Origin of the sequence: Rhodopseudomonas palustris HaA2 (assembly GCF_000013365.1) — a bacterium.
Taxonomy (GTDB): Bacteria; Pseudomonadota; Alphaproteobacteria; order Rhizobiales; family Xanthobacteraceae; genus Rhodopseudomonas; species Rhodopseudomonas palustris_J.
On record NC_007778.1, the window covers coordinates 4,857,467 to 4,882,761 of the forward strand.

Below are 25,295 nucleotides of genomic sequence, written 5' to 3' on the forward strand. Positions count from 1 at the left end.
GTGCTCTCTCGCGGTCGATCGGGAAAATTTCGGGCTGCGGCGCGGGGTTATAAGCGGCGCAGGGCCTGAAATCAAAGACCTGGCCCCAATATCCGCACCGGAACCGGATTTCCGCATCGAGAAATTTAACCGTAATTTCACGCAGGCCTGCGAGAGTAGCAGGTAAATTTCGCGTCCTGCGGGAGGATTCATGGCGTTCGGCCTCTTTCGAAAGCAGCAGCCGGAAACGGCCGCGCCTGACGTCGCGCGGGCCCCGGCGCCCGAGCCGACGCCTCTGCCCGCTGCCGAGACCGATTCGGCGTCCGAAATCCTCGAACTGCTCGAACTCGAGCTCGGCTCGCTGATCCGCCAGCTCGAACGCGCCGCCCAGTCGGTCACCACCGGGGTGCAATCCACCACCACCACGCTGCACACCATTCGCGAGCGCACCGATGCGCTGACCGGGCGCACCAGCGCCGCGCAGGCGACGGCGTCGTCGTTCTCGCAGGCCGCCGACAAATTCACCGATTCGGCGCAGGGCATCGGCGCCCAGGTGCGGCAGGCGGCGCAGCTCGCCGACGACGCCAGCGCGGCGGCGGACGAGGCCACCGCCAATGTCGAGCGGCTGCGCGAATCCTCCGGGGCGATCGGCAATGTCGTCAATCTGATCGCGCAGATCGCCCGCCAGACCACGCTGCTGGCGCTGAATTCGACGATCGAGGCAGCCCGCGCCGGCGCCGCCGGCCGCGGCTTCGCGGTGGTCGCCACCGAGGTCAAGGCGCTCGCGGTGCAGACCCAGGAGGCGACCGAGGAGATCAAGCGCAAGATCGACGCGCTGCAGCGCGACGCCTCCAGCTCGGCCGACGCCGTTCACCGCATCACCAGCGCGATCGCGGCGATCCGGCCGGTGTTCGAGAACGTCAACGGCGCGGTCGCCGAGCAGAACACCACCACCGGCGACATCGCCGGCAACGCCGCGACCGCCAGCAGCTTCATCGTCTCGGTCGGCGACAGCGCCGCCGAGATCGAGAGCGCCACCCGCGAAGCCGAACAGCACGGCGGCGAAGTCGCCAAGGCCGGCCAGGCGGTGACGATGTATGCCGAGAAGCTGCGCACGCGCACCGCGGTGCTGCTCAAACAGGGCGACCGCGAACAGGCGCGCAAGCGCGAGAAGCTGCCGTGCCATCTGTCGATCGCGATCGACACGCCGCGCGGCAAAGTCGAGGCGCCAGTTTACGAGATCTCGCTGGACGGCCTGCTGATCGCCGGGCCCGGCGCCGCGGCGCTGCCGCTGCGGCAGCCGCTCGCGGCCGAGCTGCAGGATATCGGCGCCTGCAGGATCCGCATCGACGCGCAAACCGGCGCCGGCGCACAGGCGAGCTTCGTCGCGCCGAGCACCACACTGCGTGAACTGATCGAAGACCGGCTGTGGGCGATCCGCGACGAGAACACCGAGTTCGTCACCCGCGCGCTCGAAGCCGGCGCCGAGCTGCATCGGATTTTCGAACGCGGCATCGCCACCGGCGCGATCACGCTGGAGGAGATGTTCGACGACACTTACGTCGAGATCGCCGGCACCAACCCGACGCAATATCGCACCCGGATCCTGACCTGGGCCGATCAGGCGCTGCCGCCGTTCCAGGAGGCGTTCCTCGCCAAGGACAAGCGGATGGCGTTCTGCGCGATGATCGACCGCAACGGCTATCTGCCGGTGCACAATAGGATCTACTCGCAGCCGCAGCGCCCGGGCGACACGACTTTCAACACCGCCAACAGCCGCAACCGCCGGATCTTCAACGATCCGGCCGGGCTCGCCGCCGGCCGCAACACCCGCCCGTTCCTGATCCAGAGCTACGCCCGCGACATGGGCGGCGGCAACATGGTGATGATGCGCGAGATCGACGTCCCGGTGAAAGTCCGCGGCCGGCACTGGGGCGGCTTCCGGACGGCGTACAGGCTGTAGGGCGTCTGGGCGATGACCGAACTCTCCCGAACCGCGCAGAACGAGGTCACCAAGCTGACGGCCAGTTTCGTCAGCAATCTGGGCGTGGGCCTCATCGCCGCAGGCGTTTTCGCGCCGGCGCTGTCGCTGCTGTCGGAACGCCCGCTGCTCGCCAAGAGCGACGTCCTCATCGTCGGATGTGGTTGCGTGGTGCTGAGCGGCATCCTACATTTGCTGGCACGTAGCGCGCTGCGGAGCCTCCAATGATCGATGTGCTGTATTTGCTGGCTATTCCCGCGCTGGTCACCGCGATGGGCGCGGCGCTCGTCTGGCACAACAATCGAACCGCAAAACGGGCCTATCAGACCGTCGGTCCTGTTCCGCCGATCGTCCGGCGAAACACGAAAAAGTAAGCGGCTCGCCACCCGCTATGCGGGACTTCAACCTGCCTCCGCGGCCAAACGTCGACGGGGGGTTGCGCGGGGCATTGCGCGAGGGCATTGCTCGCCCCCGCCGATGGTCATCGCCCGCGAAGGCGGGCGACCCAGTATTCCAGAGCTTTGCTCGTCTGCAGAGCCCCACGAGCGCTCCGGCATACTAGATCCCCCGCATGCGCGGGGGATGACGAACTCTGTAACGCCGCGCCGTGTTCCACTCCGTCGCCAAGCGCGCACGGATGACTCTGTTTCGAAAAGGATGGATCGCCGGGTCGAGCCCGGCGATGACGGTGAACGGGTCGAGGCCAGCCGGTTACTTCATGTCGTCGAGCACCTGCTTGCAGGCGGCCGACAGCGCGTCGCGGTTTTCGACGAGGCACTTCTTGATGCGGCCGCCGCCCGGCATCATGCCGCTGCAGAATTTCTGATAGTCCGGCTTGCAGGCTTCGCGCGCCTTGCTTTGGTCCTGCGCGCTCGCCAATGTGAGCGAGACGGCCAGCGCGGCGATCACGCAGCCGGCGACGAGCGTGGCCCGCACCATCGCGTCGCTGACGTTCAGAACGGCCTTGCGGCGCAGCGGGGTCTTCGAGGTCATTCGCATGTCGGCTCCTTGCGGTCGAGATTGCTGTGTCGGGGTCGAATGTAGGTGATACGCTGCAGGCTGCGCGATCCCTCGCCGCGCCGCCGTGCGTCAGGGCCGAAACCCGCCGACGAGCTGTCGCCGTCCTTTCGTCGACACTTGCTCGAGCGTTTCCAGGAAGGTTTCGGCCAGCACATCGCCCATCTTGACGCGTTTTTCGCGGGAGTCCTCGATCGCCGCGCGCAGCGCCGGCTTGTCGAGATCGGTCTGCGCGATCAGCCGCAGCGTCTTCAGCAACGCCGTGGCGTATTGCTGCTGCAGCGGCAGCATTTCGGCCTGCCGCGCCTCGAAATTGCGGCGCAGGATCGCGGCATCCGACTCCGGCAATCGCGACGCGACGCGCTCCACGATCCGCAGCGGCATGCCGACATTGGCCGGCTGCCATTCCGGCTGCGACCATTGCACGCCGACATAGACGCCGAGCGCGACGTTGAGACAGAGCGACGCCAGCAACAGCAGGCGGCCGCCGGTGAGAGACCCCCGCCGGATCGTCATTGTGCGCCCCACAAGGTGAAGGCGGAAGCGTCGAACACCGCGCTGACCGCTTCCAGCGCCTGCGCGTCCGGGTGATAGGGCAGCGTGCTCGCCATCCAGACGCCGAGCAGCGCCGAGCAGGCGAGACTGCCCGCCGGCACCAGCGATTCCGGCCACAGCAAGCGCTGATACCATGGGGCCCGAGTCGCTTTGGTCTCCGCTTTGGTCTCCGCGGCCGCGATCCGTTGCAGCACCGACAGCCCGGCGCGGCCGGCGCGCGCGGCGTCGACCTCGGGCGGGATCGCCAGCAGGCGATCGAACGCGACCTGCGCGCGCAGCATCGCCGCGGCTTGCTCGTCGTGTTCGGCCAGTCGCCGGGCGGCATCGCGGAGATCGGGCGGCCAACGCCCGATGTCACCGCCCCAGCTTTCGGCCAGTTGCCTGAATTGTTCGCGATTCATGCGTCCCTCCTGTGACCTTCTAGTCTCTCGACCTCTTTACGCAGCGCAGCCCGTCCCCGCGCCAGCAGCGATTCGAATGCCTTCGGGCTCAGATTCATCGCCCGCGCCGCGTCCTCGCCGCTCAAACCTTCCATGTGGAACAGCGCCACCGCGCCGCGCTGGCGCTCCGGCAGCGCCGCCATCGCCCGTTCCAGAAGCCGACGCTGCTGGGCGGCGATGATCGTCTCGACCGGACCGGCCTCGCCGGATTCGATCTCGGCGGCCTCCTCGATCGGCGCCAGCTGCGGCTTTCGCGCGCGATCGAACGCCAGATTGAGCACGATGCGGTACAGCCAGGTGGTGAACCGCGCGATCTGCGGATCGAACGACGAGGCCTTGTTCCAGACCCGCAGAAACGCCTCCTGGCCGATATCGTCGGCCTCCGCCGGATCGCGGACGACGCGCTGAGCGACCCGGATGGCGCGCGGCATGTGGCGATTCATCAGCACGCGAAACGCCTGCTGCCGCCGCGCAACCACGGCGGCCATCAACGCCTCGTCGCTGTCATCGTCCATCAGTGCCGCCCCCGGCCCGGCCAACATCTCGACCATTCGCGCGCGCGCGACGGCCGGGCTCCCCCGCATCGGTTCAGCAGGGACGCCAGGCGCCCGCGATCCAGCAGCTGCGCGGCGCGACCACCACCGGCGGCCCGGCCACCACCACCCGCGGACCGACATAATACGGCGCCACCGGCCGCGCGTAATAGCGATACGGCCGCACCGGATAGCCCGGCCGATAGGCGCGGCATCCCGGATAGACGCCCGGGCCACGCCAGCCGCCGCGCACGCAGACCACGGTTTCGACCGGCGAGGTCGCGGCGATGGCGGACCGCATCGCCTCCGGCGCGATCAGCGGCGCGGCATGGGCGGCAGGCGCCGCGATGGCGAGGAAGGCGACGGTCAGAACTGTTCGCATGGTTGGAATCCTTCTGCTGGGCTCCCGGCTCGCGACGCGAAGCCGCGGGCCGACAGAAGGAGTACGGGCGCACCGGAAATTTCCCTCGCGCCGAACGACCGATTCATTTTGTCGGCTGCGGCGAGTTGCCGCCCCGTAGAAACACGAGGTCAGAATCGATCGAAGCCGGTACTACAGTGCGGAATTCGACGGACTTTCGGCCCGTGGCGCGGACAGTTTCCTATCAATTGATACGCAGTTTTACTAATCGCTATCATTTACCGTTCATATTCCATGTAGCGGGGCGCGGCGGTATCGGAAGTCATCCGGCGCGCTCGGCTCCCTGGATCTGGATCTGATTTCACAACGTGCGGTCGATTGCGGTGCCTGTTGTCGGGCGTCGCAAGGTCGAACGCGCGATGCCAAGATCGCGCACTGAGCGCAACACCTCCAGCGGGCCGACCCCCGGGGACGACAACCGGAGATCACCAATGCTATCGAGACTGCACATGACCATCGGTCGCCGCATCTACCTGCTGATCGGCCTCGGCTTCCTCGGGCTGCTGGGCACGACCTTCATGGCGTCGCAGGAGATCGGCGGCGGCCTGAAGCAGCAGAAGCAGATCGAACTCGCCCATCTCACCGACCTCGCGCTGGCGATCATCAAGGACGAATACGACGCGGCACAGCGCGGCGAGATCAAGGTCGACGAGGCGCAGAAGCGCGCGCAGGCGCGGCTCTCCAAGCTGCGCTACGGCGGCAAGGAGTACTTCTTCGTCACCGACATGCAGAGCATGATGCTGATGCATCCGATCGCGACGCAACTGATCGGCAAGGATCAGTCGAACGCCCGCGACCCCAACGGCAAGCCGCTGTTCACCGAAATGGTCGACACCGTCCGCCGCAACGGCAGCGGCTTCGTCGACTACGCCTGGCCGAAGCCTGGCTCGGACACGCCCTATCCCAAGCTGACCCATGTGGCCGGCTTCGCGCCGTGGGGCTGGATCGTCGGCACCGGCGTGTATATCGACGACCTCGACGCCCAGACCTGGAGCGCGACGCAGCGCCTGCTGATCGCCGCGACGATCGCGCTGCTGATCATCACCGCGGTGTCGATCCTGGTGGCGCGCGGCATCACCCGGCCGATCGATGCGATCACCTCGGCGATGAAGACTCTCGCCGGCGGCCGGCTCGACGCCGAGGTGCCCGGCGTCGGGCGTCGCGACGAGATCGGCGACATGGCCGGCGCGGTCGAAGTGTTCAAGCACAACGCCATCGAGCGCCAGCGGCTCGAGGCCGAACAGCACGTGACCGAGGAACGCGCCGCCGCGCAGCGCAAGGCCGACACCGTCCGCCTCGCCGACGAGTTCGAGCGGGCGATCGGCGAGATCGTCGAGACGGTGTCCTCCGCCTCGCACGAACTAGAAGCCTCGGCGACGACGCTGACCACCACCGCGGAGCGCTCGCAGCACCTCGCCACGATGGTGTCTTCCGCCTCGGAAGAAGCCTCCACCAACGTCCAGTCGGTGGCGTCGGCGACCGAGGAGATGAGTTCGTCGGTGAACGAGATCAGCCGCCAGGTGCAGGAATCCGCGCGGATCGCCCATGAGGCGGTCGAGCAGGCCCGCACCACCAACGGCCGGGTGGAAGAACTCGCCAAGGCGGCGGCGCGGATCGGCGACGTCGTCGAACTGATCAACACCATCGCCGGCCAGACCAACCTGCTGGCGCTGAATGCCACGATCGAGGCGGCGCGCGCCGGCGAGGCCGGTCGCGGCTTCGCCGTGGTCGCCGCGGAAGTCAAGGCGCTGGCCGAGCAGACCGCCAAGGCCACCGGCGAGATCAGCCAGCAGATCAACGGCATCCAGGTCGCCACCGACCAGTCGGTGACGGCGATCAAGGAGATCGGCGGGACCATCGGGCGGATGTCGGAAATCTCCTCGACCATCGCCTCGGCGGTGGAAGAACAGGGCGCGGCGACCCAGGAGATTTCGCGCAACGTCCAGCAGGCGGCGATCGGCACCCAGCAGGTGTCGGTCAACATCACCGACGTGCAGCGCGGCGCCACCGAGACCGGCTCGGCCTCCAGCCAGGTGCTGTCGGCGGCGAAGTCGCTGTCGCGGGACAGCAACCGCCTCAAGGTCGAGGTGTCGAAGTTCCTCGACAACGTCCGCGCCGCCTGAGCGGACCACGGCACCCAAGACCGGCCGGCGCCCGCGTGGCGCCGGCTTTCGTTTGAGCTCCGCCTCGGGACCATCCGAGGCCAGAAGTAAAGCCGGCATTAACCAAGTTCGTTTACGCCTTGGTGAGACTAGCGCCCGGCAGCCGGCCGCGGCGCCGACGACCGCCCCGGGTGCCGGGCGAGAGGTTGAGCGATGTCGAATCCCCGGAGCCTGCCGCGCACCGCCGCCGACCGCCACGCCCCGACCGACATGGGGCTGCGCGCTCCCTCGCCGCTGCGCGACTTGTTCGCGCCGCTCGGTCAACTGCTGAGCTGCGGCGGCGATGCCCGGCTCGACATCGACCCGGCGACCGGCCGCAATGCCTATGGCTGCAGCCCGACCCCCACGCCGGAGGTCGCCAGCTTCTCGTCCTGCACCGCCACCACCATTTCGCAGCGCGGCTACGAGGCCGCCGAGCGCGCCCGCACCGCGCTGATGTCCTCGGCGATGCTGCACGGGCTGATCGAGTGCTTCGACGCCCGGATCGAGGCGATGCGGGACGACCTGAAGGCGCTGCTCGGCCTCGCCCGCTCGGACGTCGAGGTGGTGTTCGCGGCGTCGGGCACCGACGCGCAATTGCAGGCGCTGGCGCTGAGCCGCGCGCTGCTCGGCGGCGAGGTGGTGACGCTGATCGTCGCCGCCGACCAGACCGGCACCGGCACCGTGCACACCGCGCGCGGCCAGCATTTCAGCGACCGCAGCACCAACGACTGCAAGGTGGCCAAAGGCGCGCCGGTGACCGGACTCGGCCCGGTCCACAGCCTCGCGCTGCGGCTGCGCGATGCCGAGGGCCGGCTGCGGTCGCCATCGGCGATCGACGCCGAGGTGCTGGAGACGGTGGAATCGCTCGTCGCCCAAGGCGCCCGGGTGATGCTCGAAATCATGGACTGCTCCAAGCTCGGCCTGCAGGCGCCGAGCGACCGCTGCACCACGGAAATCGCCCGGCGCTGGCCGGGCCGGGTGCAGATCGTGGTCGATGCCTGCCAGATGCGGATCGGCCGCCGCCGCATCGCGCGCTGTCTCGCGCGCGGCGACCTGGTGCTGCTGACCGGCTCGAAATACTACGCCGGCCCGGCGTTCAGCGGCGCGCTGCTGGTGCCGCCGCGGCTCGGCGCGCAGATCGACGCGCTGACGCAACTGGCGCCGGGGCTCGCCGACTATGCCAGCCGCAGCGACTGGCCGCTGCGCTGGCGCGGCTTGCGCGAGCAATTCTCGGCGGCGCCGAATTTCGGCCAATGGCTGCGCTGGGAGGCGGCGCTGGAAGAGATGCGCGCGTACTACGCGGTTCCGGACGAGTTCCGCCGCGCCGCGCTGCGCACGCTCAGCGACGGTATCGCCAAGGTGATCGCCGCGTCGCCGTCGCTGACGCTGCTGCCGCCGCAGCCGCGCCCCGAACACGGCGGCGAATTCGCCAACCCGTCGATCTTCGGCTTCACCCTCACGTCCGGCGGCGCGGCGCTGTCGCTGGCGCAGTGCCGCGCGATCCATGCGGCGCTGCGCGAAGGGTCGCCCGACGACCCGCCATGCCTGATCGGACAGCCGGTCGGCTGGGGCGGGCCCGGCCACGACGCCGTGGCGGCGCTGCGGATCTGCATCAGCGCCCGCCATGTCGTCGATGCCTTCGCGGCGCAACCCGGTCAGGCGCAGCACGCCATCGATCGCATCCTCGGCGACGCCGCGCGGATCGTGGCCAGACTTGAAACGCTGCTGCTGCCGCAGCCGGCCCCCACCACACCAGCCCAGGACCGCCATGCCCATTGAGACGCAGCAGCCGCCCGTCCCGCAGCCCATCGCCGACCGCATCGGCTTCGCGCGCCTGACCAAGCGCGCGTTCGACGGCGAGAATTTGTTTCCGCTGTGGCAGAGCCTGATGAGCAAGGTCGATGACGGCACCGCGACCGCCGGCGAGCAACTCGATCTGGCGCTGATCACGCAATTGTTCGGCCACAAAGAGGCCGGGCTGTCGGTGCAGACCGAGACGCTGGCGCAGCATCAATTGTTCCGCTCGCCTTGCGCGCGCGAGACCCCGCCGATGCGGGTGCTGGCACTCGCCGCCGACATCGACATGGGCGGCAACACGCCGATCGAATTTCTGCTGGAGAGCTCCGGCATCGAGCTGGTGACGCTGTATGTGGTCGACGGCGTGCCGCTGCCGGAGCCGCTGCCGGCGCACGATCTGGCGATCGTGATCGCCTCCGACTCCGAGGAATGCCGCGGCGCCCTGGCCAAGATCGCGGCGCGCGCGCCGAGCTGGCCGGTGCCGCTGCTCAATCCGCCGGATCTGATCGGCCATCTCGACCGTGACAAGCTGTACCGGCTGATCGGGGACATCGACGGCCTCGACATTCCCGCCACCGTTCCGGTCGGTCGCGACGCGCTCGTCGCGGTCGCGGTGGGCACCGCGGCGCTCGCCGACGTCACCAACGGCGTCGGCTATCCGCTCATCGTCCGGCCCCGCGGCTCGCATGCCGGCTTCGGCCTGGCGCGGATCGAGCACACCGCCGACCTCGCCGCCTATCTGGAAGAGCGCCCCGAGGAGGAATACTTCGTCGCGCGCTATGTCGACTACGCCAGCGACGACGGGCTGTTCCGCAAATATCGACTCGTCGTGGTCGACGGCAAGCCCTATGCCTGCCACATGGCGATCGCCGACCGCTGGGACATCTGGTATCTCAACGCCGGAATGGCGCAGAGCGCCAGCAAGCGGCTGGAAGAGGCGGCGTTCTTCCACACCTTCGATTTCGGCTTCGCGCGGCGGCATCGCACCGCGCTGGACGGCATGATCGAACGGATCGGGCTCGATTATTTCACCATCGACTGCGCGCAGACGCCGGCCGGCGACCTGCTGGTGTTCGAGATCGACAACACCGCGGTGGTCCACAACATGGACAGCCCGGAGCTGTATCCCTACAAGCCGCCCCAGATGATCAAGATCTTCGACGCGTTCGCGGCGATGCTGGAGCGTCGCGTGACGGCGCGTCGACAGAGCGTGGCGTGAGTGAGACGGAGCGCGCCGGAGGGCATTCCGGCGCGCCGAGCCTCGATCCCGACGACTGGGAGAGCCTCCGCGCCGATGCGCACCGGATGCTCGACGACGTCATCGACTCCATCGCCGATGTGCGCGAGCGGCCGGTGTGGCAGCCGATCCCCGACGACGTGCGCGCGCGCTTCGGCGAGACGCTGCCGCGCGGGGAAACGCCGCTCGGCGAGGTGTATCAGGAGTTCTCGAACAGCATCGCGCCCTATGCGACCGGCAATGTGCATCCCGGCTTCATGGGCTGGGTGCATGGCGGCGGCACCGCCGTGGGCATGCTCGCCGAGATGCTGGCCGCAGGACTGAACGCCAATTGCGGCGGCCGCGACCACATCGGCCTCGAGGTCGAGCGCCAGATCGTACGCTGGGTGCGCGAATTGTTCGGCTTCCCGAAGACCGCGAGCGGGCTGTTCGTCACCGGCTCGTCGATGGCGAACTTCATGGCGCTGCTGGTGGCGCGGACCGCCGCGCTCGGGCCGCAGGTGCGCGAGGGCGGACTATCGGGTGAACCGCTCACCGCCTACGCCTCGGCCGCGGCCCATGGCTGCGTGGTGCAGGCCGCCGATCTCGCCGGACTCGGTCGCGGCGCGGTGCGGCGGATCGCGTTCGACGCCGCGCATCGCATCGACATCGCCGCGCTGCGCCGGCGGATCGCCGAGGACCGCGCCGCCGGATTCAGGCCGTTCCTGGTGACCGGCTCGGCCGGCACCGTCGACACCGGCGCGATCGACGATCTCGCCGCGCTGGCGCAGCTCTGCCGCGACGAAGGGCTGTGGTTTCACGTCGACGGCGCCTATGGCGCGCTCGGGATGCTGTCGCCGCAGATCGCGCCGATGCTCGCAGGCTTGAGCGAAGCGGATTCGGTCGCGCTCGACTTTCACAAATGGGGCCAGGTCAATTACGACGCCGGCTTCCTGATCGTGCGCGACGGCGAGCAGCATCGCGCCACCTTCGCGGCGCCGGCCGCCTATCTACGCCGCGAGACCCGGGGGCTCGCCGCCGGCTCGCCCTGGCCGTGCGACTACGGGCCGGACCTGTCGCGCGGCTTCCGCGCGCTGAAGACCTGGTTCACGCTGAAGACCTACGGCGCCGAGCGCCTCGGCGCGATGATCGCCCACACCTGCGCGGTGGCGCGGCATCTCGAAGCCCGGGTGCAGCGCGAGCCGAAACTCGAACGACTGGCGCCGGTCGCCCTCAACATCGTCTGCTTCCGTCATCGAACGTCATCGGGCGATGCCGACGCGCTCAACGCCGAGATCGTCGCCGACCTGCACGAATCCGGGATCGCCGCGCCGTCTTCGACCACGATCGGCGGCCAGCTCGCGATCCGCGCCGCGATCGTCAATCACCGGTCCACGTGCGCGGACGTCGACCGGATGGTCGATGCGGTGCTCACATTCGGCGCGCAACGGCAGCGATAGGGCGTTTTCGAGCGATTGGATGCGGGCACGCCTGACGAGGACCCCATGTTTCAGGACGAGGACAAGGCCCGCGAAACCCTTGAGGCAGTGCGATGACCCGAAGGTCCCTTTTGTCATCATTGCGGCTCCTCTGATCCCGACAAGCTCGAAGGGACCAAGAAATCCCATCGCCCCGGCCTGTATTACTGCAACGACTGCAAAGGCCAGTTCACTGTGACCGTTGGCACCGTGTTCGAGCGGTCCAAGGTCCCTCTGACCAAGTCGTGGATGGCCGCGCATATGATGAACTCGGGCAAGAACGTTGCAGCCATCCATCAACAAGAAACATTGTTGGCCCGCCACTGTTTAGGCATGCGAAGCTACCTAATAAAAAAGGGGGCTCTCTATCATCAACGAATAGACATGCACGAGATTGCGTGCATTAATCTTGCCGTTGTTGTACTTCATAATTAATCGCCCAACGAGGCAGGGATGTCTCAGTTCAAGAAGTGTGACACCGTAAGGCTCAAGTCTGGCGGCCCGCTCATGACAGTGACAAATAGACAATCAAGTGGCGACGTATGGTGCGAATGGTTCGATAGGGAACAAGACTACACGCGAAACCGTTTTCACCAGACGCGCTTTCACCAGACGATGGGATGCCGGCTATAGGTTAAACCTGTTTCGATGGGCTAGGCTTTTCTTAAGCCGGGCCTTTCTTTCTGGCCGAAACCTCTTTCTTTCCAACCTTCATTTCCTGGTGCGGCTTTGGCTTCATGCGCACAAGCGCGCCCATAAGACGTGCCGTTCCAAATCATCTTCATTATCCTTAGACTTCGACATCGGAGTGATCCCATGGTGCAAAAGCGAACAGGAGGAGCCGGATTCTATATCAGTAAAGATAGCTCCAATCTCACCTTCGATAACACGATGGTATCCGGCTTCGACGTTCCAGTTCAAATCGAAGATGGCGCGGAGAACATAACATTTAACAACCTGAATATATCGAGGAGTTCTCCACGCAAATCGTTCCAAGCATTATCCACCGGGTATTCCGGCAAAGAGCAGTTCGACCCTAGGCGCGAAGCCCGCAAAGAAGACCCTTTTTATGGGGCGCGGCTAGTCGTGAATGAGGGGGCATACAAAAATCTTGCCGAGTTTGACAAACTGTCCGAGTCGTTCCTCGCGGACAATCTATGCACTCCTATCGCAGAGATAGACCCCGAGACAGGGCATTTGGTCCATAAACTGAAAGTTACCAAGGAGCTGCCCGACAGGCTGTGCTACGCGGCCTATGCTGTCGTCAATGACCTTCGCAACGCCCTCGATTTTGCCGTCTGTGCCAGTTGTGAAGTCTTGAACGGAAGGCCGGCTAAGAAGGCGTACTTCCCCTTTGCCGAAGGCCCCAAAGACCTCGAAGGTGTTTTCAGAAGGGATACCTATTCCGACATCCCCGTCGATCTGAGGCCCTTCCTCGCGTCTCTCCAGACTTACCCAACTGGGGATACTCATGAAGGCGGGGACGACCTCCTTAGGGCATTCGCTAAGATCGCCAACCCGAACAAACACCAAGTTCCACTCAGGCTGGGCGCTAGAAACCTGGATGGAGTGTACACCATCACCAATATGAACGCGATCAAGGCCATTGATGGCTTCGATCCCTATTGGGACAGATCGAAGAACGAGATTGTAGTCGCAAAAACGTCCCCCGATGGATCATGTGACTACAAGTTCGGCGCGCCCTTCTACATATCCTTCGCGGACACTGGCTTTCTGTCTGAGTATCCAGTCTCGGCTACGCTAAACGAGATTATGACCAAAGTTGACAGCATCGTGCTCGGTCTCGAAGCGGAGACCGCCCGAATCCTTCAGAAACGAAACACTTGATACGCCGGCCTGTCGATCATCGATTCTAGGCATATCATCACATTTGTTAAGTATATATGCGCACAATCCTTTTTAGGAATATAGTCCACGATTGAAAACCGGGTGGCGTATTGACAGGGTAAGCATGGTGCCGGCCGTACGCGTCCACTCACAAATCGAGCGGTCCGGTCTGATCCGACCAGAAACCGGACGACTCCGACTCGGCGGAGGCACTTGACGGTATCGGGAAACGCCATTACTGCCGGATCATCGATCGCCATACCCCTTTAGTCTATTACCGTCGGATTGCGAGACTCGTACCTGGTAGTTTTACGAAGCGTTCATGCGCGGGGATGATGTTGCGTCGCAATGAGAGCGATCTACCGCCGCTGCGCCCCTCATCCTGACCAGCCCCTCGATCCCGAGTCGTTCGTCGGTGACCATCCATAGCGGTCAAGGATATCGACGATGCCGACCAACTTCTCCATTCGCGCCAAGATCAGTCTTGTCGTTGGGTTTCTGCTGATCACCATAATCGGCATGGGAATACTGGCTGTCACAAAGACCCAGGCGATCAACACTGCAGCCGTCGATATCCAGAGCAACTGGCTGCCGCGCGTCCGCGCGCTCGGCGATCTGCGCGCCGAAGTCGTCACCTATCGCGCCATCGTTCGCTTGCACCTGCTCTCCGAAACCGCGGACACCAAGGCGGCGGTCGAAAATCGGATAGAGACCTCGGCGCAAGCGCTGCGGAAGTTTCGCGACGTCTACGAGAAGCTGATCGGCTCCGCCGAAGAACGCGCGCTCTACAACGAGTGGAGTGAGCAATGGAATCTCTACGAAAGCCAGATTCCGCGGGTCGTCGCGCTGTCGCGCGACAGCATCGGCCGCATCCCGCACGACGCCACCGCATTCAACGAGACCAAGGCCTATCCGATCTCGAAACAGGCGGACGCCATTCTCGACCGGGACATCGCCCTCAACAACAAGGGCGCCGACGAAGCCGGCCGATTCGCGAACCAGGTCCATCAGTCGGCCTTGATGCAGTTGCTGATCATCATCGGCGCCGCCATCGTGCTCGGCGGCGGGCTGGCGATCTATCTGGTGCGCGACGTGTCACGCGGCATCGATTCGATCGTGGCGCCGATGCAGGCGCTGGGTGCGGGCGACCTCGGCGCCAGCGTCCCGCACCAGGGCGAGGCCACCGAAATCGGCAAGATGGCGGACTCGCTGCAGCTGTTCAAGGAGGCCTTGATCGCCAAGAAGGCGGCCGACGAAGCCGCCATGAAGGACGCCGCCGAAAAGATCCAGCGCGGCCAGCGGGTCGACGAGATCACCCGCCACTTCGAGCAGATGATCGGCGAGATCGTCGAGACGGTGGCGTCGGCCTCGACCGAACTGGAGGCCTCCGCCGGCACCCTCACCGCCACCGCCGACCGCGCCCAGCAGCTCACCACCTCGGTCGCCGCCGCCTCGGGCCAGGCCAGCGCCAATGTGCAATCGGTGGCCTCGGCCACCGAGGAACTGACCTCCTCGGTGCAGGAGATCAGCCGCCAGGTCCAGGAATCGGCCCGGATCGCCGCCGAGGCGGTCGATCAGGCGCGCGACACCAATCAGAGCGTCGGCCAGTTGACCCAGGCCGCGGCGCGGATCGGCGCCGTGGTGGAACTGATCAACACCATCGCCGGGCAGACCAACCTGCTGGCGCTGAACGCGACGATCGAAGCCGCCCGCGCCGGCGACGCCGGCCGCGGCTTCGCCGTGGTCGCCTCCGAGGTCAAGGCGCTGGCCGAGCAGACCGCCAAGGCGACCGGCGAGATCAGCCAGCAGATCTCCGGCATCCAATCCGCCACCCAGGAATCGGCCGGCGCCATCATGCAGATCGGCCAGACCATCGCCCGGATGTCGGAAATCTCGTCGACGATCGCCGCGGCGGTGGAGGAGCAAGGCGCCGCCACCCACGAAATCGCCCGCAACGTGCAGCAGGCGGCGCAGGGCACTCATCAGGTGTCGAGCAATATCGGCGACGTGCAGCGTGGCGCCAGCGAGACCGGCGCGGCGTCCTCGCAGGTGCTGTCGGCGGCGCAATCGCTGTCGACCGAAAGCAACCGGCTGAAACTGGAAGTCGGCAATTTCCTCAGCAACGTCCGAGCCGCCTGATATCGCGAGCCGATCGATGGCCGCCCGGCCCAAAAACCGGGCGGCCATCCGCGCCAAATGTCGCACCGGGCCACCGCTGTCATACCTGCGACAAACACCGCGCGGCAGTTTCCCTCCGGCAGTCACGCCCGGAGACCAAAATGGCTCGAAAACCCGCCGGCAAGGCGACCAAGACAACCACCGCTGCGACCCGCAAGAAGCCCGTCAAAGCCGCGCCGACGATGCGGCAGCGGATCGAGGCGGAAATGCTCGACGGATTCGACGAGGAGCTGGAACTCGAAATCGACGACGATCGCCTCGACGCGCTGACCAACGAATTCGCCGGTCACTCGCCCGCCGACACCGTCGACCGCCGGATCTATTTCAAGGAACTGTTCCGGCTGCAGGGCGAATTGGTGAAGCTGCAAAGCTGGGTGCAGCATCAGGGCCTGAAGGTGGTGGTGGTGTTCGAGGGCCGCGATTCCGCCGGCAAGGGCGGCGTCATCAAGCGGATCACCCAGCGGCTCAATCCGCGGATCTGCCGCGTCGCGGCGCTGCCGGCGCCGAGCCTGCGCGAGCGCAGCCAATGGTACTTCCAGCGCTACGTCTCGCATCTGCCGGCCGCCGGCGAGATCGTGCTGTTCGACCGCTCTTGGTACAACCGCGCCGGTGTCGAACGGGTGATGGGATTCTGCACCGAGGCCGAGGTCGAGGAGTTCTTCCGCTCGGTGCCGGAATTCGAGCGGATGCTGGTGCGCTCCGGCATCGTGCTGATCAAATACTGGTTCTCGATCACCGACGACGAGCAGCAGCTGCGCTTCATGATGCGGATCAACGATCCCTTGAAGCAGTGGAAGCTGAGCCCGATGGACGTGCAGTCGCGGGCGCGCTGGGAGAACTACACCAAGGCCAAGGAAGAGATGCTGGAGCGCACCCACATCGCCGAGGCGCCGTGGCACGTGGTGCAGGCGGTCGACAAGAAGAAGGCGCGGCTGAACTGCATTGCGCATCTGCTCGACCAGATCCCTTACGAAGAGGTGCCGAGCGAGCGCGTGGTGCTGCCGCCGCGGATCCACCACCCCGACTATCACCGCACGCCGATTCCGGAGGAGATGTACGTGCCGGAGCGGTATTGAGCATTGCCGGACTTCGAATCTTGGATGGTGAGCAAGCGGCCGTTGTGACCTCTCCCCGCGCGCGGGGAGAGGTCGGCTTGCATCGCCAGATGCAAGCCGGGTGAGGGGGCATCTCCGCACAGCCGAGACGCAGTGCGCGCGTCGCCCCTCACCCCAACCCTCTCCCCGCGAAGAGCGGGGCGAGGGAGCGCGCTGTGCTCACTTGCACGTGTCGTTGGCAGGGTGCGCAAAGGCGCGTAGCGCTGTGCCCCCGCTCACAAGCCGAGCGCTGTGCGCGTGGGCTTCGCTGCGCTCAGCGCCACCCTACGGAACGAGCAGCTAACTCATCCAGAACCCCGGCACCGCCGGCTCCAGCCTTCCGCCGATACGGACCGGGGCGATGCGCAGCGCCAGGCCCGTCGTATCATCGGTCTCGACCGCGACGCCGCTCAGCGTCGCGACGCCGTTGGCCGGCTCGAACCGGCCCTGCGGAATGCCGGTGGTGAAGCGCTGCAGCGGCTCGTCCTTGTGCATGCCGATCACGGAATCATAATCGCCGGTCATGCCCGCGTCGGTCATGTAGGCGGTGCCGCCGGGCAGGATCTGGTGATCGGCGGTCGGCACATGGGTATGGGTGCCGACCACGAGGCTGACCTTGCCGTCGCAGAAGTAACCCATGCCCTGCTTTTCGCTCGACGCCTCGCCGTGGAAATCCAGCACGATGGCGTCGGCGGCTTCGCGCAGCGGACAGGCGTCGAGCTCACGCGCGACCGCGGCGAACGGATCGTTCAGCGGCTCCATGAACACCCGGCCCATCGCGTTGATCACCAGCACGCGGGCGCCGTTGCGGGTCTCGACCAGCGTGGCGCCGCGGCCCGGCGTGTGGCGCGGAAAATTCGCCGGGCGGATCAGGCGCGGCGCGCGCTCGATGAACACCAGCGCCTCCTTCTGATTCCAGGCGTGGTTGCCGAGCGTCACCGCATCGGCGCCGGCGTCGATGAAATCATTGTAGATCGCCTCGGTGATGCCGAAGCCGCCGGCGGCGTTCTCGCCGTTGATGATGGTGCAATCGAGCTGCCAGTCGCGGATCGCTCGGGGCAGATGTTCGGCGATCGCCGTGCGGCCGGATTTGCCGACGACGTCGCCGATGAACAGAATGCGCAAACCTATCGACTCCGGAAAATGAGCGTGTCGCGTTCCGTTATCACATAATCCAGCGCCACGTCGTGGGCGGCGGCGGGGACCGCCTCGATTTGCTGCACCGCAAAGGCGAGCCCCGCGGCGATCACCGGCTTCGAGCCGCGCAGCGCCGCGAGCGTGCAGTCGTAGTGGCCGGCGCCGTAGCCGATGCGGTGGCCCTGCGCATCGAACGCGGCGAGCGGTGCCAGCACGATGTCCGGAACCAGCTCCGGCGCGCCGGGTAGCGGCTCCAGGATGCCGAGTCGGCTGCGCTGCAGCGCCTCGCCCTCCGACCAGGCGCGGAATTTCAGCGGCCGTCCGGGCCCGGTCACCACCGGCAAGGCCAGCCTCGCGCCGCCCTCAGCAAGCGCGCGCATCAACGGCAGCGGATCGATTTCACCGCGAATCGGCACATAACCGGCGACGATCGCGCCCTCCGGCACCGCGAACGGCAGAGGCCTTGCGGCAATCACAACGGCGGCCGCGGCGCGGGCCTCGTCCGACAACGCCAAACGCCGGGCCAATGCCGCGGCGCGCAATTCATCCTTGGAGACGCTGTCGGAAAGTTCGCTCATCCCCGCTTATAGGCAGGGGCCGCCGGCCGGAAAAGCCGGGAGAGCACGAGGGAGGAGGAAGTGCGAAGCCACATGACCGTTGAAGCGCTCGATCCCGGAGTTCCCTACGAAAGTAGGTGGGCACCATGTGACCGGGTCCACGGACCCGGCCAGGGACAGTTCCCGGAAGGATCGATAAGGCCCCGGGGATATATGGCTCCTGACGCGAAACGCAGCCTCGCCGTCCCAATGTAGCGATGATACCGCTGCTTCGCCAGCCTCGCCTGCGCGTTTCGGTGGCGAGGCACGAACCCCTGACGCGCGGCGGCGTTTTCAGCTATTGAGGAATGCGTCCCAACCCTGTCGTCACGTCGCGCGATGTCGGAGAGCGACTCAACCGGATCACCATGGCTTCCAAGTCCAGCACCACGATTGCCCGCAAAGCCCGAACCCGGGCCGAGGCCGATTTCGCCACCTGGTTGATGATGGCGAAACTCGGCAGCTTCGACTCGCTGCCTCCGAATGCGCAGACGGTGCTGAACGGCTATCGCGAGCGGCTCGACCGGATGAGCGAGATCGAATCCAAGACGATCGCGGTGCGCGAGACCTATCAGGCCTATTACAGCGACATGGGCGGCACCGGCGACGCGCCGGAGCCAGAACCGCGCACCCCGCCGGCGGAGCCCGGCACGGCCCCGGTCGACAACGTCGTCCGCTTCAAGAAGCCGCCGAAGCCGCAGGTCACCCGCGCCGCCGATCGCGGCGCCCGCCCCGTCCCGCAGACCGGCCGCCGGCCGGTCCCCGCGCTGCTGATCTTCGCCGCGCTGGTCGCCGTCGTGGTGGCGTGGAAATTTCTGACGAAGTGAACTAACGACTCGGCTCACGCCGTCGTGTCAGGTCGCGATGACGTTGCGTCGCGACGACACGCGGACGTCGTGGAATCATCCCACCGATTCCGTAGATCAGCAGGACCAACCCTGTTACCAGGCCGATCGTCAGCGCCAACAGGGACAGCACGGGCAGAGCCATCCGGAACAAAATGATGATGTCCGACATTTGCTGGTACCTCGTTTGTCGAGGTCAAAGGCCGGCTAATCATTTGGTTCCTTGTACGCGTCGCATCAATGCCGGAACGGCAATTCGTCAATGCCGGCAATTCGCCAGCCTCGCGTCGCCGCCCCATTGTTTCGTCATGCCGAGATGCGCCCCTCGGGGCGCAAACCCGAAATCCGGACGCTCGGGGTACCTCGAACGTCGCGACCAGCAACTAACCGACAGCGCTCACATGCCGCGGTCGATCGGCTTTTCGATCGGTCCGCCGGCGTCGGTCCAGTCCTTGAACGCGCCGAGATTGTAGACTTCGGCGTAGCCCATGTCCTTCAGCACCTTGCCGGCCAGCGCCGAGCGGCCGCCGGAGGCGCAGTACACGATCACCGGTCTGTCCTTGGCGAGACGCTTGTCGTGAAACGCCGTGTCCGGATCGGCGCGGAACTCGAGCATGCCGCGCGAGATGTGCAGCGAGCCCTCGACCTTGCCGCTGTTCTCGACCTCGGGCGCGTCGCGCACGTCGATCACCACGGCGCCCTTGCCCATCATCTCGCGCGCCTGATCCGGGGTGACCCGCGGCACCGCCGCATTGGCGGCTTCCATCATCTGCTTCACATTGGTGGTCATTCAATTCTCCCTTTGACGGCTTGCGATCATCGGATCAGCCAGCGCGGCGTCTTCGACGAATACTCTATCCAGTCGTTGCCGAATTTGATCGCGAGATGGCGTTCCTCGCGGCGGATTGCGAGCCGATCGACCGCCACCGCCGACAGCAGCGCGAACACGATGAACCAGCCGTTTCCGAACGCCGTCCCGATGCCGATCAGCAGCCACGCATTGGCGAGATAGATCGGATTGCGGCTGAAGCGGAACGGCCCCCAGGTGACCAGCCGGTCGGCGGCGCGGTGCGGCAGAATGTTGGTGCGCGCGCGGCGCATGGTCAGGATCGCCCAGAGATCGACAGCGAGCCCCAGTCCCGCGATCGCATAGCCGATCAGCACCACCGCTTGCGCGCGCGGCACGGTCAGTGGCGCCACCACGCCGAGACCGATGGACGCGAGCGCCGCCAGCGTCAGCAGCATCGGCGGCCACGGCAGCCGGTTGGGACGGCTGGTCTCGGAAACGGTCATCGTGATTTCCGTCCTCGATCGTCGACGCAGGGCAGACAACGACGCGGCGCACGCCTCGGCTGAAACGCAAGCCCGATCGCCGGCGACCGCGCCATGTCTTGTCTCGCGGCGCTCTAATCGAGAAATACGAATTCGTCTATATGTTATTGTGAAGCATCCCGGCGGCGCCGCCGTCGATCGCGTGATGTCGGCGCTGGACTAAAGGGTCCCGGCCGCCGTCACGGCGGCGATCCGCCATGTGACGTCACGCCCCGCCATCCCGGCGCGAAGCGCGTCGAGCAGGCTGCGGATGTCGTGCTCCGGCGCGGTCACCACGATCTCGACGGCGAGCCTGTGGCCGCGGACCCGCTCGATCGAGCTGTCGTAGGCGACGCGGTCGCCACAGCCTTCGACCTCGCGCGCAACAAAGCCGGCCTGCGCGGTCGGTCCGTGCGCCAGCATCGCGGCGACCAGGTCTTCTTTCAGCGCCATCGGCGCGACCAGCGTCAGCATCACCAGGCTCATGCCGCCTTCTCCGCCACGATGCCGAAACGGCGATACAGCACCGGCAGGATCACCAGCGTCAGCAGCGTCGACGACACCAGCCCGCCGATCACCACGATCGCCAGCGGACGCTGCACGTCGGCGCCCGGGCCGGTGGCGTAGAGCAGCGGCACCAGCCCGAACGCGGTGATGCTGGCGGTGAGCAGGATCGGCCGCAGCCGGCGCTGCGAGCCGAGCTCGACGATCTGATCCGGCGACAGGCCCTGACCGCGCAGCGTGTTGAAATAGGTCACCAGCACCAGCCCGTTCAGCACCGCGATGCCGAGCAGCGCGATGAAGCCGACCGAGGCCGGCACCGACAGATACTCGCCGGAGACCAGCAGGCTGAACACGCCGCCGACCAGCGCGAACGGAATGTTGACGAACACCAGCAGCGCTTGCCGCAGCGACGCGAAGGTGACGAACAGCAGCAGGAACACCAGCGCCAGCGCGATCGGCACCACGATGGCGAGCCTTGCGGCGGCGCGCTGCTGGTTCTCGAACTGGCCGCCCCAGACGATGCGGTAGCCCTCCGGCAATTTGACCCGCGCGGCGACCGCGGCCTTGGCCTCGTCGACGAAGCCGACCAAATCGCGACCGGTGACGTTGCTCATCACCAGCGCCAGCCGCTGCCCGTTCTCGCGGTCGATCTTGACCGGGCCGTCGATCCGCTCCAGCCGCGCCACATTGGTGAGCGGCACCGATTTGCCGTCGGCGATCACCAGGCTGAGGCCGGCGAGCCGCGCCGGCGATTCCCGCAAGGCGTCGGTGCCGCGGATCGAGATCGGGGTGCGGCGGCCCTCCTCGACGACGATGCCGACCGGCTGGCCGTCGATCTGGGTGCGCAGCGCGCTGGTGAGCTGGTCGACGTCGAGCCCGAGCCGTCCGGCCTGCAGCCGGTCGATCCCGATGCTGTAATACTCGAAGCCCTCGTTCAGCGTGGTGCGGACGTCCTCGGCGCCCTTCAGCGTCTTCATCGTCGCCGTGATCTGTTCGGCGAGGCTGTTCAGCGTGGCGATGTCGGTGCCGAAGATCTTCGCCACCACGTCGCCGCGGGCGCCGATGATCATCTCCTGCACGCGCATCTCGATCGGCTGGGTGAAGCTGAAGCCGATGCCGGGAAACTCGGCGAGCGCCTTGCGGATCTCGCCCATCAGCCAGTCCTTGTCGTCCGGCCGGCGCCATTCCGACGGCGGCTTCAGGATGACGTAAGTATCGGTCTGATTGAGCCCCATCGGATCGAGGCCGATTTCGTCGGAGCCGACGCGCGCGACGATGCTCGAAACCTCGGGCACCGCCGCCATCACCGCCTTCTGAATCTTCAGGTCGAGATCGACGCTCGCCTCGAGGCTCACCGAGGGCAGTTTCTCGACGCTGAGGATCGGCGTGCCTTCCTCCATCGTCGGCATGAAGATCTTGCCGAGCTGGACATAGGCGAAGCCGGTCGCGACCAGCGCCAGCACCGCGACCGCCAGCACCGCCTTTTCGCGGCGCAACGCGAAATGCAACACCGGCGCATAGGCCGCGCTGATCTTGCGAACCAGCCAGGTGTCGTGATGGCCGGAGGTGCGTAGCAGCAGCGACGCCAGCACCGGCACCACCGTCAGCGCCAGCAGCAGCGAGGAGCCGAGCGCGAACACGATCGACAGCGCCACCGGAATGAACAGCTTGCCTTCCAGCCCCTGCAGCGTCAGCAGCGGCAGGAACACGATGACGATGATGGCGATGCCCGACGTCACCGGCACCACGACTTCGCGCAGCGCCTGGTAGATCCGGTGCAGCAGCGGCACCCGCGCGCCGTGGCGGTCGTGCGCCAGATGCGAGACGATGTTCTCGACCACCACGACGGCGGCGTCGATCAGCATGCCGATCGCCACCGCGAGCCCGCCGAGGCTCATCAGGTTGGCGGACATCCCGGCCCAGCGCATCAGCACGAAGGTGGCGAGCGCCGACAGCGGCAGCGTCAGCGCCACCACCAGAGCGGCGCGCCAGTCGCCGAGAAACAGGACCAGCAGCAGGATCACCAGCACGGTGGCTTCGAGCAGCGATTTCGACACCGTGCTGATGGCGCGGCCGACCAGATCGCCGCGATCGTAGAACACGTCGAGCGTCACGCCCTTCGGCAGCGTCGGCGCGAGCTCGGCGAATTTGGCGCGGACGCCCTCGACGACGTCGCGGGCATTGGCGCCGCGCAGGCCGAGCACCAGGCCCTGCACCGCCTCGCTTTGCCCGTCGCGCGTCACGGCGCCGGAGCGGGTGATGCTGCCGATCCGCACCTCGGCGACGTCGCGCACCCGCACCATGCCGCCGTCGCGCGAGGCCAGCACGATGTTGCGCAGATCGTCGAGCGTGCGGACCTGGCCGTCGACGCGGACCAGCAGCACTTCCTCGCCGGCGGACAGCCGGCCGGCGCCGCCATTGCGGTTGTTGGCCTTGATCGCCTTCTCCAGCATGTCGATGGAAATGCCGCGCGACGCCATCGCCAGATTGTCGGGGACGATCTCGAACGAGCGGACATAGCCGCCGAGCGAATTGACGTCGGCGACGCCGGGCAGCGTGCGCAGCGCCGGACGGATCGTCCAGTCGAGCAGCGTGCGCCGTTCGGCCAGCGACAGGTCGCCGCCGGCGATGGTGAACATGAACATCTCGCCGAGCGGCGTGGTGATCGGCGCCATGCCGCCGGTCAGGCCGTCCGGCATGTCCTTCATCGCCGCGGCGAGCCGTTCGGCGACTTGATTGCGCGCCCAGTAGATATCGACGCCGTCGGCGAAATCGATGGTGACGTCGGCGAGGCCGTATTTGGTGGTCGAGCGCAGGATGGTCTTGTTGGGGATGCCGAGCATTTCCAGCTCGAGCGGCGCCGTCACCCGGGTCTCGACCTCCTCGGGCGTCATGCCCGGCGCCTTCATGATGATCTTGACCTGCACCGGCGAGACGTCCGGGAAGGCATCGATCGGCAGGCCGCGCACCGCATAGATCCCAGCGCCGATCAGCAGCAGGGTGGCCAGCACCACCAGCAGGCGATGCGCGAGCGAGAACTCGACCAGACGCGCGAGCATTTACTCGACCCCGCCGAGACCCTGCCACGCGCCCTTGAGCGCAGCCAAGCCACGCACCGCGATGCGTTCGTCGCCGCGGAAGCTGCCGCTGACCACGGCGAATTGCGGCAGTTCCTCGCGGATCTTCACCGGGGTGGCGACGAAGCCGCCCGAGGTCTGCACGAATACGAAGGCGTCGCCGCCGCGCCGCACCATCGCGCCGGTGCGCACCCGCCATTCGCTTTCGCCGGTGGTCGCCGACGTGATCTGCGCCTCGATCATCTGGCCCGGGCGCAGATCCGGATCGGGCTCGTCGAATTCGGCGCGGACGATCACGGTTTGCGAGGTCGGCTCGACGCTCGAGCCGATCGACACCACGCGGCCGACGCAATCGTGGCCGCGCACGGTGACGCGGGCGCCGACGGCGAACTGCTCGGCACGCAACGCCGGCACCTGGATCTCGACCCACAGCGGCGACAGTTGCGCCAGCCTGAACACCGGCGCCAGCGCCTCGACGGTCTGGCCCGGCATCGTCGCGCTCTCCAGCACCACGCCGTCGATCGGCGCAATCAGCGTCAGCTTCGGATCGAGCTTCTGGCTCGACGTCAGCTTCTCGATCTGCGGCTCGGTCATGCCGACATGCGACAGCGCCTGGCGGCGCTCGGCCGCGGTGGCGCGGGCCTGGTCGTATTCGTTCCGGGTGATGATGACCTGCTTCTTCGGCACCGCGCCATAGGGCGCGAGCTGCTCCTCGCGGTCGAGATTGGTCTTCAGCAGACCCTCTTTGTTGTAGGCGACGAGATATTCGGCCTGGGCGTGCGCCAGCGCCGGGCTCTGCAGCTCGGCCAGCACGTCGCCGGCCTTGACGGCGCTGTCGGTGCGCACCAGCAGGCGCTCGATCCGGCCGCCGAACGGCGCGTTCATCAGCCGGGTGCGATCCGGCGGCACGGTGATCTTGCCGGGAAAGCTGAGGCCCACGGCGACCGGCTGCTGCTCCAGCGGCGAGGTCTCGATGCCGACGCGCTCGGCCTGCACCGGCGAGATCGGCAGCTCATCGCCGGCGCGCGCGACGCCGGCGGCGAGCAGCGCAGCAAGACAGGCGATGGCGATGGGCGAATGACGGCGCATGGACTGTCTTGGAATCTCGCTGGCTTGGCCGGCGGACGGCCGACGGCGCGCAGGC

The 25,295-nt window shown here is 66.7% G+C and carries 25 protein-coding genes, 1 other RNA gene and 1 pseudogene; 13 read left to right on the forward strand and 14 right to left on the reverse strand.

Annotated features, from left to right (window positions below):
* Positions 1 to 190 precede the first annotated feature (190 nt).
* From RPB_RS21530 to RPB_RS24745, 3 genes are read left to right on the forward strand one after another with little or no spacing between them, the layout of a single operon-like run.
* Entirely contained in the window at positions 191 to 1,942 is a 1,752-nt protein-coding gene (locus tag RPB_RS21530; protein ID WP_011443146.1) for a methyl-accepting chemotaxis protein, read from the forward strand.
* A gap of 12 nt (positions 1,943 to 1,954) precedes the next feature.
* Positions 1,955 to 2,188, forward strand: coding sequence for a hypothetical protein (locus tag RPB_RS21535; RefSeq protein ID WP_011443147.1), 234 nt, complete (start codon positions 1,955 to 1,957; stop codon positions 2,186 to 2,188).
* The gene (locus RPB_RS24745; RefSeq protein WP_157038882.1) at positions 2,185 to 2,334 is read left to right on the forward strand and encodes a hypothetical protein; all 150 of its coding nucleotides are present in this window, start codon (positions 2,185 to 2,187) and stop codon (positions 2,332 to 2,334) included. Before RPB_RS21535 ends, RPB_RS24745 begins: the two co-directional genes overlap by 4 nt.
* A 337-nt stretch (positions 2,335 to 2,671) precedes the next feature.
* On the opposite strand, the gene RPB_RS21540 is transcribed toward RPB_RS24745, so the two are convergent.
* The 5 genes from RPB_RS21540 to RPB_RS21560 form a co-directional block, all read right to left on the reverse strand.
* Entirely contained in the window at positions 2,672 to 2,959 is a 288-nt protein-coding gene (locus RPB_RS21540; RefSeq protein WP_011443148.1) for a cysteine rich repeat-containing protein, read from the reverse strand.
* 90 nt (positions 2,960 to 3,049) lie between these two features.
* Positions 3,050 to 3,493 (reverse strand): periplasmic heavy metal sensor, encoded by a 444-nt coding sequence (locus RPB_RS21545; protein ID WP_011443149.1) that lies wholly within the window; start codon positions 3,491 to 3,493, stop codon positions 3,050 to 3,052.
* Positions 3,490 to 3,933: a hypothetical protein gene (locus RPB_RS21550; RefSeq protein WP_011443150.1), complete on the reverse strand. Its 444-nt coding sequence runs from the start codon at positions 3,931 to 3,933 to the stop codon at positions 3,490 to 3,492. Before RPB_RS21550 ends, RPB_RS21545 begins: the two co-directional genes overlap by 4 nt.
* Positions 3,930 to 4,649, reverse strand: coding sequence for an RNA polymerase sigma factor (locus RPB_RS21555; RefSeq protein WP_011443151.1), 720 nt, complete (start codon positions 4,647 to 4,649; stop codon positions 3,930 to 3,932). Before RPB_RS21555 ends, RPB_RS21550 begins: the two co-directional genes overlap by 4 nt.
* A complete protein-coding gene (locus tag RPB_RS21560; protein WP_041798404.1) occupies positions 4,561 to 4,887 on the reverse strand; it encodes a hypothetical protein in 327 nt (108 codons plus the stop codon). The genes RPB_RS21555 and RPB_RS21560 overlap by 89 nt, the downstream gene beginning before the upstream one ends.
* Before the next feature lie 470 nt (positions 4,888 to 5,357).
* On the opposite strand from RPB_RS21560, the gene RPB_RS21565 reads away from it, so the two are divergent.
* From RPB_RS21565 to ppk2, 9 genes and pseudogenes are all read left to right on the forward strand, one after another.
* On the forward strand, positions 5,358 to 7,049 hold the full coding sequence (locus RPB_RS21565) for a methyl-accepting chemotaxis protein (RefSeq protein ID WP_011443152.1): 1,692 nt from the start codon (positions 5,358 to 5,360) through the stop codon (positions 7,047 to 7,049).
* A gap of 192 nt (positions 7,050 to 7,241) precedes the next feature.
* Positions 7,242 to 8,849, forward strand: a complete 1,608-nt coding sequence (locus RPB_RS21570) for a hypothetical protein (RefSeq protein ID WP_011443153.1) — start codon at positions 7,242 to 7,244, stop codon at positions 8,847 to 8,849.
* Complete coding sequence (locus RPB_RS21575; protein ID WP_011443154.1) at positions 8,839 to 10,086, forward strand: ATP-grasp domain-containing protein; 1,248 nt, start codon at positions 8,839 to 8,841, stop codon at positions 10,084 to 10,086. The genes RPB_RS21570 and RPB_RS21575 overlap by 11 nt, the downstream gene beginning before the upstream one ends.
* The gene (locus RPB_RS21580) at positions 10,083 to 11,543 is read left to right on the forward strand and encodes a pyridoxal phosphate-dependent decarboxylase family protein (RefSeq protein WP_011443155.1); all 1,461 of its coding nucleotides are present in this window, start codon (positions 10,083 to 10,085) and stop codon (positions 11,541 to 11,543) included. Before RPB_RS21575 ends, RPB_RS21580 begins: the two co-directional genes overlap by 4 nt.
* A 45-nt stretch (positions 11,544 to 11,588) precedes the next feature.
* Positions 11,589 to 11,861, forward strand: a pseudogene (locus RPB_RS24335) (transposase); the annotation flags it as partial.
* 153 nt (positions 11,862 to 12,014) lie between these two features.
* On the forward strand, positions 12,015 to 12,194 hold the full coding sequence (locus tag RPB_RS24340; protein ID WP_080507815.1) for a YodC family protein: 180 nt from the start codon (positions 12,015 to 12,017) through the stop codon (positions 12,192 to 12,194).
* Between the two features lie 183 nt (positions 12,195 to 12,377).
* Complete coding sequence (locus RPB_RS21585) at positions 12,378 to 13,409, forward strand: hypothetical protein (protein ID WP_157038884.1); 1,032 nt, start codon at positions 12,378 to 12,380, stop codon at positions 13,407 to 13,409.
* A gap of 447 nt (positions 13,410 to 13,856) precedes the next feature.
* Positions 13,857 to 15,548: a methyl-accepting chemotaxis protein gene (locus tag RPB_RS21590; protein WP_011443157.1), complete on the forward strand. Its 1,692-nt coding sequence runs from the start codon at positions 13,857 to 13,859 to the stop codon at positions 15,546 to 15,548.
* A gap of 221 nt (positions 15,549 to 15,769) precedes the next feature.
* Positions 15,770 to 16,663, forward strand: coding sequence for a polyphosphate kinase 2 (ppk2, locus tag RPB_RS21595; RefSeq protein WP_198135192.1), 894 nt, complete (start codon positions 15,770 to 15,772; stop codon positions 16,661 to 16,663).
* A 318-nt stretch (positions 16,664 to 16,981) separates the two neighbouring features.
* On the opposite strand, the gene RPB_RS21600 is transcribed toward ppk2, so the two are convergent.
* The 3 genes from RPB_RS21600 to ssrS form a co-directional block, all read right to left on the reverse strand.
* Positions 16,982 to 17,806 carry a TIGR00282 family metallophosphoesterase gene (locus tag RPB_RS21600; protein ID WP_011443159.1) on the reverse strand — a complete coding sequence of 275 codons (825 nt, stop codon included), beginning with the start codon at positions 17,804 to 17,806 and terminating at the stop codon, positions 16,982 to 16,984.
* A gap of 2 nt (positions 17,807 to 17,808) precedes the next feature.
* Positions 17,809 to 18,396 carry a 5-formyltetrahydrofolate cyclo-ligase gene (locus tag RPB_RS21605; RefSeq protein ID WP_011443160.1) on the reverse strand — a complete coding sequence of 196 codons (588 nt, stop codon included), beginning with the start codon at positions 18,394 to 18,396 and terminating at the stop codon, positions 17,809 to 17,811.
* A 61-nt stretch (positions 18,397 to 18,457) separates the two neighbouring features.
* Positions 18,458 to 18,617: non-coding RNA, 6S RNA (gene ssrS, locus RPB_RS24345), on the reverse strand.
* A gap of 165 nt (positions 18,618 to 18,782) precedes the next feature.
* Here ssrS and RPB_RS21610 point away from each other — a divergent pair.
* Positions 18,783 to 19,241: a hypothetical protein gene (locus RPB_RS21610; protein ID WP_041798406.1), complete on the forward strand. Its 459-nt coding sequence runs from the start codon at positions 18,783 to 18,785 to the stop codon at positions 19,239 to 19,241.
* 1 nt (position 19,242) lies between these two features.
* Here the strand turns inward: RPB_RS21610 and RPB_RS21615 are convergent, their stop codons facing one another.
* The 6 genes from RPB_RS21615 to RPB_RS21640 all read right to left on the reverse strand — a co-directional run bounded on the left by RPB_RS21615 (position 19,243) and on the right by RPB_RS21640 (position 25,240).
* Complete coding sequence (locus RPB_RS21615) at positions 19,243 to 19,431, reverse strand: hypothetical protein (RefSeq protein WP_041798408.1); 189 nt, start codon at positions 19,429 to 19,431, stop codon at positions 19,243 to 19,245.
* Between the two features lie 225 nt (positions 19,432 to 19,656).
* Complete coding sequence (locus tag RPB_RS21620) at positions 19,657 to 20,049, reverse strand: rhodanese-like domain-containing protein (protein ID WP_011443162.1); 393 nt, start codon at positions 20,047 to 20,049, stop codon at positions 19,657 to 19,659.
* A gap of 26 nt (positions 20,050 to 20,075) precedes the next feature.
* Positions 20,076 to 20,552, reverse strand: a complete 477-nt coding sequence (locus RPB_RS21625; RefSeq protein ID WP_011443163.1) for a methyltransferase family protein — start codon at positions 20,550 to 20,552, stop codon at positions 20,076 to 20,078.
* 198 nt (positions 20,553 to 20,750) lie between these two features.
* Positions 20,751 to 21,056 (reverse strand): DUF3240 family protein, encoded by a 306-nt coding sequence (locus RPB_RS21630; RefSeq protein WP_011443164.1) that lies wholly within the window; start codon positions 21,054 to 21,056, stop codon positions 20,751 to 20,753.
* Complete coding sequence (locus RPB_RS21635; protein WP_011443165.1) at positions 21,053 to 24,133, reverse strand: efflux RND transporter permease subunit; 3,081 nt, start codon at positions 24,131 to 24,133, stop codon at positions 21,053 to 21,055. Before RPB_RS21635 ends, RPB_RS21630 begins: the two co-directional genes overlap by 4 nt.
* Complete coding sequence (locus RPB_RS21640) at positions 24,134 to 25,240, reverse strand: efflux RND transporter periplasmic adaptor subunit (RefSeq protein WP_011443166.1); 1,107 nt, start codon at positions 25,238 to 25,240, stop codon at positions 24,134 to 24,136.
* Between the last annotated feature and the right edge of the window lie 55 nt (positions 25,241 to 25,295).